This is a genomic window from Frankia sp. CgJB1 (assembly GCF_977947065.1).
In genome coordinates this window covers 1-10,553 of sequence record NZ_CDWTNB010000102.1, presented here as the reverse complement: position 1 = coordinate 10,553, position 10,553 = coordinate 1, and the positions used below count along the sequence as shown (strand labels likewise).

Here is a 10,553-nt window from a genome sequence, read left to right as displayed (position 1 = left end):
GCGCGGTCCGCCCGGCCCGTGACCCTTCGCACCACCGCTTGAACAGGCAGAAAGCCGTAAGCGTCGCGGATTCCCGGTCGGGCTCCGGAAGCTTGTTCAGATAGCAGACGATCTGGTCCCAGTCGAGTTTCGTTTTCCCTGTGAACCGCCCCTCGATCTTCTTTTTCTCGGCGTCGTGACCGGGGTCGCTCACCGGCAGCGAACAGCAGGACTTCCACGGCACCTGGTAGAGGGCGTGCAGGAGGTGGAAGAACAGCAGAAGACACCGGTGGTCGCGGGAGACTCCGTTGTCGATGACAGGCCAGCGACCGCCCTGATCCTTCGGGTTCCCGGTCACCGCGGCCCTATTTTTCCTGGTGGGCAGGAGATCCAGCGCTCACTGTCGCTATTCCACCGGGTAGCGACAGTACCGGTGGACGGTTGCGACACCATCTGGAGAAAGACCGTCGCCGGTGGTGGTGCGGGGTTGCGACGCACATTGCTGTGTACTCCCGAATGTCTCTATTGACATGCGAAGTTACGGCACTTGTCGGGGGATCAGGGCAGACGATAAAACATCCCCAAAATTAACTAGCCATACACCCGATAACATCTGTTGTTGCTGTGTCGACTTCCGGGGTGCACCGCCAGGTCAGGGCCCCGGAAAGTCGCCGGAAAGTCGGCCGACGACCGGCGTGTCGCCAGGCAGGGTCGGGAGCCACCCGCACGGACGACCCGCAGTGGTCCGAGGTCGTCGTGAGGAGTTCGGCCTCGGCCCACCGCCGGGCGTCGGCAGGCGGGCAGCCCCGACGAGGCCGCCGAGCTCCTCCGCAGCGAGGGCATCGAGGTACTCACCGACCAGGCCGGCAAGTACTACGCCCACCCACGCCACTGCATCGACGCCGACGAACTCACCCGCCGCATGAGCCAGGCCGCGGGATAGATTGGGTCGGCAGCCATATCCGTCCCGCCAGTGGCGGCGCCGGGCCGTACTGGACCCGACCGGCATGCTTTTCTCGTCACCGCTGGCTGAGCGGGTAGTGGCCGTCTACACCGACGCCTACTTCGCCCAGCGCCTTTCCCAAACCGAGCACACCGCGGCGTTCGCGAGCGACCATCCGGGCCGCGTCGTTCCGGTGGTCGTGGCTGACTGCTCGATCCCTGAGCTGTACGCGCCGCCGACCCGGATCGAGCTGCTCGGGTTGGAAGAGGACGACGCTCGCCGCCGGCTTCTCGACGGAGTGTCGGCGGGCTTACGTGGGTCCGGTTCACCGGTCACCTTTCCGGGCCGATTGGACAGCCGCCTGCGTCAACCCGACGCGGAGGCAATCGCTGTTGTGCCGCTGCGAGGAATGGGAGGTGTGGGCAAGACCCAGCTCGCAGTCGAGTACGCTCACAGACGCGCCGCCGGATACCAGATCGTGTGGTGGCTCAACGCGGAGAACCCCACGCTGGCGACCAACGGGCTGGTCGAAATCGCGGCGGCACTGGGACTACCTACGGCGGGGTTCCCGGCCGAGGTTCTGCGGTTGCTGTGGTCCGCCTTGGCGGCCGGGTGGCCCGGGGGACTACAGGAAGGAGTGGACAATCACTTCTCGATGGCCGTCACGGCTGAGGACAGTGAAGTCGAGGACAAACTCTTCCTGGTGAACCCCTGCGACTGGCACTGGCCCGAGGTAACGGCGGCCTCCCTGGTTCTATGTGATCTTCGGAACACTGATGACCTGAACTCAGGCCGAGTCGAAAGAACGGCGTACCACATCCATGGCGTGTTGCACGAACTTGGATCGCGCGCTCGAGTCGTCCTGCACACCCACATGCCCTACACCACCGCTCTCACGGCCCTGATCAACGGTCGCCTCGAGATGTGCCAGCAGAACGCGTTGTACTTCCATGATCGAATTTCCTATGATGATGAGTACAGCGGGCTGGCGTTGGACAAACAGGAGAGTCGGCGGATCGCCAGCAGCCTGGGCGACCGCTCGATCTCTGCGCTCGAGCGCGGAGCTGCGTGAAGGGAGCACTGGTGGCGGATTTCCTGGTCGAACTCTTCTCGCTGCGGGAGCGCACCGCGGCCGATACCGGAGGTCGCTCCGGTATCGGCCGCGGCATTGCCCTCGCGCTTGGCCGTGCCGGCGCGCGGGTGGTCGCGCTCGGCCGCCGTGCCGACGCCCTGGAGTCCGTAGTGGAGGAACTCCGCGATGCTGGCGGCGCCGCCGCAGGCATCCGGTGCGATCTGGCCGATCGCGCCGAGCTGAGCAAGGCGGCCGATCAGGCGGCCGAACCGTTCGGGGAGCCCGACATCCTCGTCACCTCGGCAGGCGTGAACATCAGACCGCCCTTCGGCGGTCTGACCGACGAGGAGTGGGACCTGACGATGGCGGTGAATCTCGACGCGCCCTTCCTCCTGGGCCGTCGGTACGGCCCAGGAATGGCGGAGCGCGGCTGGGGAAGGATCATTAATCTGGCGTCGCAGCAGTCGATCAGCGCGTTCGGCAACAGCGGCGCGTACGGGGTGTCCAAAGCCGGTGTCGCAGCACTGACTAGGTTTCAGGCCGAGGCTTGGTCGAAACGCGGTGTGTGCTGCAACGCGATCGCTCCGGGATTCGTCCGGACACCGCTTACCAAGACCGTCTTCAACGATCCGGAGCGGGCGACGGCAATGGCCAATCGAACAATGCTGGGGCGAAACGGCGAGTTGTCGGACCTGGTGGGCGCCGCTGTGTTCTTGGCCGGCCCCGCCGCCGTCTACCTTACCGGCCAGACGCTGTTCGTGGACGGAGGCTTTTCCGCTACCTGACGGTGGGTTCCACCGCCCTGGCGCGGCCGAGAGTTCGATCCAGCAGCCCGGCGGGTGTGCCGCCGCGCTGCCCGATCGGAGCAGGTCCCGAAGCAGGGGCGAATGCGCCTTGGCGACGTCAAATCCGGTTCCGGTCGCATCGACGATGTGGTCGAAATGGTCGATCCGGATCCGGCCCCCGGCAGGGCATGCGTGACCGCGAAGCCGTAGCCTGATCGGCTCACGTCCAGCACGCTAGTGCGAAGGTCGAGCTGCCCGGTCTCGATGAACTCCTACAGCTTGACGGCGTTCTCGATCGGAATGCAGTGGCGGTACATACCCCAGAACACGTGCTGCTCCCGCATGAATCGTTCCTTCGTCGCGGGAGGGAGCGTCCTAAACCAGCGCAGCAAGCGTCTCGCTTGCATATCCGCAAGCGAAAATGCTGGCCGGGCTGGCAGTTCGTAAGTAGTCGGAAGTCTTGTGGTTGATCGGTGCCGGGGTCTCATCAGTGTTGGCTGTGTGTGGTTCGCTGGCCGTGTTGGGTGATCTCCGGCTTGTCGGGATGGTTTGCTGCGGTGCGTGACGGCTACGGGGGCTGCGGCGGGCCGGTGACGGTGACCGCGCCTGGCCCGTCGAAGGCGATCGGCAAAGAGCTGTTCACGAACCGGTTCCTCGCGATGCTGCTCGTGGAGCGCTATGTCGCGGGCCGGTCGCAGAACTCGCTGGTCACCGGCCTGGCCCGCCAGGGCGCCCGGATCTCGCCGGCGACGCTGACGGGGGTGTGCGCCCAGGTCGGCGGCCTGCTCACCCCCCTCGCCGAGAAGATCGTCGAACGGTCGCGTGGGTCATGGCACCTGCACGCCGACGAGACGACCTGGCGGGTGTTCACCCCCGACGGCCAGGACACCTCGGCGCGCTGGTGGCTGTGGGTCTTCCTCGGCCCGGACTCGGTGTGCTTCGTGATGGACCCGACCTGGTCGGCGGCGGTGCTCGCCGGCCATGTCGGGATCAGCGAGACCGCCGGCCAGCTCGACGGCGCCGGCGGCCCGCGCCGGCTGGTGATCTCCTCGGACTTCTACACCGTCTACGCCTCCGCCGGCCGCAAGGCGGACGGGATCGTCAACCTGTTCCGCTGGGTCCACGTCCGCCGCTACTTCCTGCGGGCCGGGGACGGCAACCCCGCCCAGCTCGGGATCTGGGCCCGCCAGTGGCGCGAGCGGATCGGCGCGCTCTACGCCACCCACGGTGACGCCGCCCGGCAGCATGCCCACACCCAACTTCCGACTACTTACGGCAGTTCTGCGACCCTGATCTGGCTGGCCGCCGCTACCAGGTAGCCGGGATCCGGTACGGGTACGAGAACGTACCCGTATCCTGCTGGGTGGGTGAAAGGAGGCTGTCCATGGCGGATGCGAATGTGCGGATTCCGGCGGAGGCGCGGGATCGGTTGGCGGAGGTGGCGGCGGCGGAGGGGTTGTCGTTGCGGGCGTATCTGTCGCGGTTGGCGAGCACGCTGCTGACGCCGGCGGAACGTGCGGAGCGCGCCGAGCGGGCTCGGGCGGTGCTGCGGGAGTGGAGCGGCTACGACCCGACGGAGGAAGAAGCCGCGCAGGCCGATGCCGAGCTGAACCGTCGGCTGGCGCGGGCGTTGGGGCGGTGAGCGACGCGCTGCATGTGGTGCTGGACGAGACGGCGATGGTCTCGGCCGGCTACGGCAACGTGCTGGCGTCCCGATTGATCCAGCGCGCTCACACCGTGCCGGGTCATTTTCTGTATGCCCCGGCGTGTGCGCTGGTGGAGGCGGACCGGGCCCGGCTGGGAACCGCCGAGCACATCGCCGCGCTGCCTGCGGTGACCATCGTGGAGTTGGACCTGGCGGCCGCGCGCGCGGTGGCCCGCGGTACCTGCTGGGCGCCGGCGCACGTCCTGTACGCGGCCGAGCCCACCTCGGAGCGTCCCGAGGGTGCGATGATCGCGACGGCGGTGCCGGATCGGTGGGCGGGCCAGCCGGTGCGTCTGTTGGATCTCAGCCCGTGAGTTGGTCCGGCCCGGCGGCTCCACCGCAGCCAACACCCGTCTTGGCGCCTGCGGGCGGGTCGTGGCTGCCGCCGTCACGGCGAGAAGACGGAAAGGGGAGCCGGGAGGGTTCGGCAGACGCTCGCTCACCTACCTCGGATACGGGCTGCGCGACATGTCCTGCGGCAAAGCTCGCTGACGCCACCCGGCCGGGTGAGGGCGAGTTCCTGGATGGACGTCTCGGGAAATCACGGCGCGGACTGTGGCCGGGCAAAGCACCGTCCAGTTCCGCGTGGCCGGAAGGTTCGCCCTGGTGATGATGCGATACGCGTTCCGCCTGTATGTGGCTGGGCAGTCGGAGCAGTCCAGCACTGCCGAGGAGAGTAACGAGGCCTATATTCATGCTCATGCTGGCAGGTGGACGCAAGCGCCACGCACTCGACCGAACCGGAGAGTGGAGGCCAGATGCGCCAGTCCCGATCAGCCCGTATCCCATTCCTTGCTGCCGTGCTTGCGGTGAGCCTGCCGCTGCTGACCGGAATATCAGGGTCGGGTTTGTCCGCGTCCGCCGCTGCTGCCACCCGGACAAAGCTAACCTGGAAATCGTGTGAGAATGGGTTGGAGTGCGCGGCTCTGCCCGTTCCGTTGGACCACGCCAGGCCTGCCGCAGGCACGGTCAACCTGGCGTTGATCCGTGCTCCGGCCCGCCAGCCACACCGGCTGATCGGCTCGCTGGTAATGCTGGCCGGTGGGCCGGGCCAGTCGGGAGTCGGGTTCATCCGCGACTGACTGGGCTTCTTCGGCGCGTCATTGCGCGACCGTTTCGACATCGTCGGGTTCGACCAGCGGGGTGTCGGTGGGAGCGCGCCGGTCCGTTGCAGCAGCGGGCAGGATAATGATCCGCTAGCCGCCGCCTCCCCGTTCGCGATCCACTCCCGCGCTTCCCGCGCTGGGAGTGAGGATGACGACGTGCTGCTGCGAGCCGCGCTCGGCGAGGACAAGCTCACCTCTTACGGGGGATCCTACGGCACCGTGCTGGGCGCCACCTACGCCAGCATGTTCCCGACCCGGATCCGGGCGCTGGTGCTGGACGGCGTAGAAGATCCGAACGTGTGGATGAACCAACCGCAGGAGGACCTACGCCGAATGGCTCAGGGCTTCGAGACCGCGCTAGGCGCATTCCTCGCCGATTGCAAGGCTCGGCCCAACTGTGGCTTCGGTCACGGCGACCGGGCCGGCGCCTTCGACCGCCTGGTCGAACGGCTCACCGAGAAGCCGATCCCGGCCGGCGGTAAGGACACCGGCGCCGCCCGCACGCTTGGGTGACCGCCATGATAGGGGTTCGGTCCGCGCTGTACTCCCATGCCAAGTGGCCGCGGCTCGCGGGAGCATTGGCACTGGCCGACGACAACAACGACGGCTTCGAGCTGCTCTCCTTCGCAGCGCAGGACCCGATCGGGGCCATCCTCCCCTTGCCGCACAGCACCTCCACCAGCTCCGATGCCTCGCATACGGCCATCACCTGCACCGACAAGGTCTTCCCGACCGTGGGCGCCTACCAACGACTTTCTGACGAACTCAACCGCGAGAGCCCCCATTTCGGCCTGATTTCTGCTCTCGGTGCCCTTGCCTGTGTGGTCTGGCCGGTTAAGGCTGCCTCCCGCTACACCGGGTCGTTCCACGCCACCGGCGCTCCGCCGATTCTCCTCGTCGGCAGCACCGGCGACCCGGCGACGCCCTACTCCGGGGCTGTGTCCCTCGCCCGTCAACTCGCCAACAGCGTGCTGTTGACCTGGCGCTCCTACACCCACACCGCCTACTTTCAGGACAGTGTCTGCGTCCGCCGGGCCGTCGAGCGTTACCTGGTCGACCTGATACTCCCGAAGCGCGGTACGATCTGCCCTGACGTCCCGACATCGGCGGGTTCTTGAGTCTCGGTCCTCACAATTCAGAGTCTTCGCGATTCAGGCTCACTTTGAGGATTATCCAGAAAGGCGACGACTTCGCCGATGCGCGGGCCCGGCGTACCGGTCGCCGGCCCCGGTTGGCGCCCAGCGGGGCGCGGCACGCGGAGATCGTCCCGGCGAGACCGGGCGGGCCGTCCGCCGCGGGGGCGATGACCGGGTCGACGACCGGGAGACCCGCCGGTGGGGAGGCGGTCGCCGTGCCGCCAGCATGCCCCAGCCATTGACAGACGTCTATGTTTGCGGTCATCCTCGACCCGCAAGAACATAGATGAGTGTCGATGTAAGGGGTGGGCTGGATGGCCAGGGTGCAGTTGGCGTTGAACGTCTCGGACGTGGACGCGGCGGTGGAATTCTACACGACGCTGTTCGGGGTCGGGCCGGCGAAGCGGCGGGCGGGGTACGCGAACTTCGCGGTCGACGTGCCGCCGTTGAAGCTGGTGCTGATCGAGAACCCGGACGCCCGCGGCGCGGGGGTGGCGGGGGCGTTGAACCATCTCGGGGTGGAGATCGAGACCTCGCAGGAGGTGTCCGCCGCGGCGGCCCGGCTGCGGGAGGCGGGGCTGGTGACGGCGGTGGAGGAGAACACCGCCTGCTGCTACGCGCTGCAGGACAATGTGTGGGTGGATGATCCGGACGGTGCGCCGTGGGAGATCTACACGGTGCTCGCCGACATCGCCGAGGGCGCGGGCCCGCAGCTGCGCACCGTGGAACCGGGGGCCGGGGGCGGTCCCGGGTCGGCGTGTGACTGTGGGCCGGTGTGCGCTCCCACGGTGACGACGGTGACAGGTGAACCGGTAGCGGTGAACCGAACCGGTATGGTGTGACGGCGGCGGCTTCCGGTCACCGCGCGGCGGTGGGGCCCGCCGGACCCGAATCGCGGCAGTACGCCGCCAACGGTCCCTACCGTGACAAGTCATGCCCGGCTGTCGCGCAGGTAGGGAGCGGGCGTGGACGACGCCGAGCAGACGGTCGGTGCACCGACCGACCCCGATGGCACCAGCCCTGATGGTGATGGGCCTGTCCCGGTGCGGCGCCGGCAGCTTCGTCACGCGCCGGTCCCGGTCCCGCTGCTGGCGGTGATATCGGCTGGTGGGGCGGTGGGGGCATGTGCCCGCTACGGGGCGTCGCTGGTGTGGCCGACGATGCCGGGCACGTTCCCGTGGACCACCTGGGCGGTGAACACGGCCGGTTGCGCGGCGATCGGTGTGCTGATGGTGCTGATCACCGACGTGCGGACGGGGCATCCGCTGGTCCGCCCGTTCCTGGGCACCGGGGTGCTGGGCGGGTTCACCACCTTCTCCACGTACGCGCTCGACGCGCAGCGGCTGGTGGACGGCGGGCGGGCCGGGCTGGCGCTGGCGTACCTGGCGCTGAGCGTCCTCGCCGCGCTGGGCGCGGTGTGGGCGGCGGCGACGGCGATGCGATGGTTCGTGGCGACGACGCGGCGGGTCGCGGGAAGGCGGGCGTGATGAGGTTGAGCGGCCGGGCGTTGCGGCTGACGGTGTTCGTCGGGGAGAGCGACGTGTGGCATCACCGGCCGCTGGCCAGCGAGATCGTGCACCGGGCGCACCGCGCCGGGCTGGCCGGGGCGAGTGTGTTCCGGGGCGTGGAGGGGTTCGGCGCCTCCTCGATCGTGCACACCGCCCGGTTGCTGTCGCTGAGCGAGGACCTGCCGATGGCGGTGGTCATCGTCGATGACGAGCAACGGATACGGGCCTTCCTCCCGCAGCTCGATGAACTCGTCACCGAGGGGCTGGTCATCCTCGACGAGGTCGAAGTGATCCGCTACGTCGGCCGGGAGGCGAGTCGGTGAACTGGCTGCTGGTGATCGCCGGGGCCGCGGCCGGCGCGCCGCTGCGCTATCTGACCGACCGGGCGGTGCAGGCCCGGCCCGGCACGGTCTTTCCCTGGGGCACGTTCACCGTCAACGTCACGGCCAGTCTGCTCCTCGGCCTGGTCGCCGGCGCCGCGGGCGCGGGCGCGGCGCCGGCGTGGGTGGCCTCGGAGCAGGTGGTGTCGCTGGTGGGGACCGGGCTGTGCGGGGCGTTGAGCACCTACTCGACGTTCTCCTACGAAACGCTGCGGCTGGCCGAGGACGGCGCCCGGCTGCTGGCCGCGGCCAACGTCGCCGGCAGTGTGCTCGCCGCGTTCGGCGCCGCCGCTCTCGGCGCGGCCCTGGCGCGGGCGGTGTGGGGGTGATCCGACCGGCGCACGGCACGAGCACAGCGCCCGCCGCCGCGGCCAGGCTACAGCCGTGGCGGTTTGTCCTGGTCTTCGGCGTGGTCAGCATGCTGGCGGACGTCGTCTACGAAGGCGCCCGGTCGGTCACCGGGCCGCTGCTGGCGTCCCTCGGCGCGTCGGCGGTCGTGGTCGGTGTCGTCACCGGGGTGGGTGAGGCCGCGGCGCTGGCGCTCCTCGCCGGCAGCCGGCGCATCCGCCCCTGACCAGGCACAACGACGCTAACGCTAATCGTTGGATTTTCGGCGGTTACTCCCGGGAACCCTGTATCTGATCGTCACGGGACGCTGCTTTCTTCGAAGCTCAGACTTCCCCGAAGCTCAGAGCAGAACCAGGTACGTCCGCCGGCCTCGGGAACTGGACGGTGCGGTGCGGACATTACGCGGCATGGGGCAACGATGACGAGTGAGTCCGAGTCGGACGAGGCCCTCTTGGCGCGGGCTGGGCAGGGGGTGGGGCGGCGTTCGGCCGGCTGTTCCGTAGGCATGCGGGTGCCGTCTACTCCTACTGCTTCCACCGTCTCGGGTCGTGGAGTGCGGCGGAGGACGCGACGTCGGTGGTCTTCCTGGAGGCGTGGCGGCGGCGGGGTGACGTGGTGGTGGTGTCGGGGTCGCTGCGGCCGTGGCTGCTCGGGGTGGCGACGAACGTGATGCGTAACCAGCGGCGGGCTGCCCGGCGGTACGACGCGGCGCTGTATCGGCTGCCGCCCGACCGTGCGGAGCCGGATCATGCCGATGATGTCGTGGCGCGGCTTGATGACGAGCGGCGGATGCGGGGGATCCTCGCCGAGCTCGTGGTGCTGGATCGCGGTACGAGGGAGGCCGTCGTGTTGGTGGCGATGGAGGGCCTGACCTAGGCGGAGGCCGCGGTTGCTCTCGGTGTTCCGGTGGGGACGGTGCGGTCGCGGTTGGCGCGGGCCCGCGTGCGACTGCGGAAGGTTCGGGCTACGGCGGACATGCCCGGGGTTCCCGCTGAGATGATGGCGGGGAAGGACCGGCCTGCTCAGAAGGTGGTGCGAGATGTCTGATCTGGGATTTCCCCGGCTTCCGCCACGGCGGCCCGTTCCCAGCTCGTACCCCTGCCAAGAAGTGCGGCTGGAACCCGGCCACCTACCGGGGCCAGTCACAGGGAACCATCCCAGGATGATCATTTTCTGACGCCCGATAAGGAAAGCTTATCGGGCGTCAGAACGCGACCTGCCGCACGCTCCCCTGAAACGTTCCGTTCCGTGGTATAACGGTTTTCCAAACGTTTCATCGCTTTCGATGATACGTAAGTGGAGGGGATGGGTCATGTCTCGGGTACCACGACCGCCTCACCAACGTGGGGAGCCGCCTGAACCGGTGGGGCCGATGCGGCCACCGCGTCCCCGTGACGACGATGGCCCGGACGGCGGCGGCGCGCCCCCGTCCGGGCACCCGGCGCCGTCCGAGGATGCGGCGGCCCGCGCCGCGACGGCGCCGCGCTGCGCCTTCCCGGGATGCACCCGGCCCGCCGCCCCCGCCGAGGGCCCGGGGCGCCCGCCGGCGTACTGCGACGACCCGGCGCACAACCGGCTCGCGGCCTACCGC

At 68.7% G+C, this 10,553-nt stretch carries 14 protein-coding genes and 3 pseudogenes; 16 read left to right on the top strand and 1 reads right to left on the bottom strand.

Annotated elements, in window-relative coordinates:
- The coding region (locus tag AC08OT_RS12830; protein WP_476602850.1) for a hypothetical protein at window positions 1–337 on the bottom strand (337 nt) is incomplete at its 3' end.
- Between the two features lie 649 nt (window positions 338–986).
- Between AC08OT_RS12830 and AC08OT_RS12825 the strand changes: the two genes are divergently transcribed.
- The 16 genes and pseudogenes from AC08OT_RS12825 to AC08OT_RS12750 form a co-directional block, all read left to right on the top strand.
- Window positions 987–1,994: a class II aldolase/adducin family protein gene (locus AC08OT_RS12825; protein ID WP_476602849.1), complete on the top strand. Its 1,008-nt coding sequence runs from the start codon at window positions 987–989 to the stop codon at window positions 1,992–1,994.
- Window positions 1,995–2,005: 11 nt separating this feature from the next.
- Complete coding sequence (locus AC08OT_RS12820) at window positions 2,006–2,779, top strand: SDR family NAD(P)-dependent oxidoreductase (protein ID WP_476593588.1); 774 nt, start codon at window positions 2,006–2,008, stop codon at window positions 2,777–2,779.
- Between the two features lie 578 nt (window positions 2,780–3,357).
- Window positions 3,358–4,017: pseudogene (locus AC08OT_RS12815) on the top strand (IS66 family transposase); the annotation flags it as partial.
- Window positions 4,018–4,163: 146 nt separating this feature from the next.
- Window positions 4,164–4,421, top strand: coding sequence for a hypothetical protein (locus tag AC08OT_RS12810; protein WP_476593589.1), 258 nt, complete (start codon window positions 4,164–4,166; stop codon window positions 4,419–4,421).
- Entirely contained in the window at window positions 4,418–4,798 is a 381-nt protein-coding gene (locus tag AC08OT_RS12805) for a PIN domain-containing protein (protein ID WP_476602848.1), read from the top strand. The genes AC08OT_RS12810 and AC08OT_RS12805 overlap by 4 nt, the downstream gene beginning before the upstream one ends.
- Window positions 4,799–5,395: 597 nt before the next feature.
- On the top strand, window positions 5,396–5,566 hold the full coding sequence (locus tag AC08OT_RS12800) for a hypothetical protein (protein ID WP_476595973.1): 171 nt from the start codon (window positions 5,396–5,398) through the stop codon (window positions 5,564–5,566).
- 21 nt (window positions 5,567–5,587) lie between these two features.
- The gene (locus AC08OT_RS12795) at window positions 5,588–6,103 is read left to right on the top strand and encodes an alpha/beta fold hydrolase (RefSeq protein ID WP_476593591.1); all 516 of its coding nucleotides are present in this window, start codon (window positions 5,588–5,590) and stop codon (window positions 6,101–6,103) included.
- A 5-nt stretch (window positions 6,104–6,108) separates the two neighbouring features.
- Window positions 6,109–6,708, top strand: coding sequence for an alpha/beta hydrolase (locus AC08OT_RS12790; RefSeq protein WP_476593592.1), 600 nt, complete (start codon window positions 6,109–6,111; stop codon window positions 6,706–6,708).
- Window positions 6,709–7,040: 332 nt separating this feature from the next.
- Window positions 7,041–7,568, top strand: coding sequence for an ArsI/CadI family heavy metal resistance metalloenzyme (locus AC08OT_RS12785; RefSeq protein ID WP_476593593.1), 528 nt, complete (start codon window positions 7,041–7,043; stop codon window positions 7,566–7,568).
- Window positions 7,569–7,691: 123 nt separating this feature from the next.
- Window positions 7,692–8,213, top strand: coding sequence for a FluC/FEX family fluoride channel (locus AC08OT_RS12780; protein WP_476593594.1), 522 nt, complete (start codon window positions 7,692–7,694; stop codon window positions 8,211–8,213).
- Window positions 8,213–8,557, top strand: a complete 345-nt coding sequence (locus AC08OT_RS12775; RefSeq protein ID WP_476593595.1) for a DUF190 domain-containing protein — start codon at window positions 8,213–8,215, stop codon at window positions 8,555–8,557. Before AC08OT_RS12780 ends, AC08OT_RS12775 begins: the two co-directional genes overlap by 1 nt.
- Window positions 8,554–8,943 carry a fluoride efflux transporter FluC gene (locus tag AC08OT_RS12770; RefSeq protein WP_476593596.1) on the top strand — a complete coding sequence of 130 codons (390 nt, stop codon included), beginning with the start codon at window positions 8,554–8,556 and terminating at the stop codon, window positions 8,941–8,943. The genes AC08OT_RS12775 and AC08OT_RS12770 overlap by 4 nt, the downstream gene beginning before the upstream one ends.
- On the top strand, window positions 8,940–9,188 hold the full coding sequence (locus AC08OT_RS12765; RefSeq protein ID WP_476602847.1) for a hypothetical protein: 249 nt from the start codon (window positions 8,940–8,942) through the stop codon (window positions 9,186–9,188). Before AC08OT_RS12770 ends, AC08OT_RS12765 begins: the two co-directional genes overlap by 4 nt.
- A 266-nt stretch (window positions 9,189–9,454) precedes the next feature.
- The gene (locus tag AC08OT_RS12760; protein WP_476593598.1) at window positions 9,455–9,838 is read left to right on the top strand and encodes an RNA polymerase sigma factor; all 384 of its coding nucleotides are present in this window, start codon (window positions 9,455–9,457) and stop codon (window positions 9,836–9,838) included.
- Window positions 9,839–9,847: 9 nt separating this feature from the next.
- A pseudogene (locus tag AC08OT_RS12755) lies at window positions 9,848–10,009 on the top strand (hypothetical protein); the annotation flags it as partial.
- Window positions 10,010–10,334: 325 nt separating this feature from the next.
- A pseudogene (locus tag AC08OT_RS12750) lies at window positions 10,335–10,553 on the top strand (hypothetical protein); the annotation flags it as partial.

Coding starts and splice junctions, on each gene's coding strand:
- AC08OT_RS12775 (WP_476593595.1), top strand. CDS start 8,213: ATGAGGTTGAGCGGCCGGGCGTTGCGGCTGACGGTGTTCGTCGGGGAG.
- AC08OT_RS12785 (WP_476593593.1), top strand. CDS start 7,041: ATGGCCAGGGTGCAGTTGGCGTTGAACGTCTCGGACGTGGACGCGGCG.
- AC08OT_RS12825 (WP_476602849.1), top strand. CDS start 987: ATGCTTTTCTCGTCACCGCTGGCTGAGCGGGTAGTGGCCGTCTACACC.
- AC08OT_RS12810 (WP_476593589.1), top strand. CDS start 4,164: ATGGCGGATGCGAATGTGCGGATTCCGGCGGAGGCGCGGGATCGGTTG.
- AC08OT_RS12790 (WP_476593592.1), top strand. CDS start 6,109: ATGATAGGGGTTCGGTCCGCGCTGTACTCCCATGCCAAGTGGCCGCGG.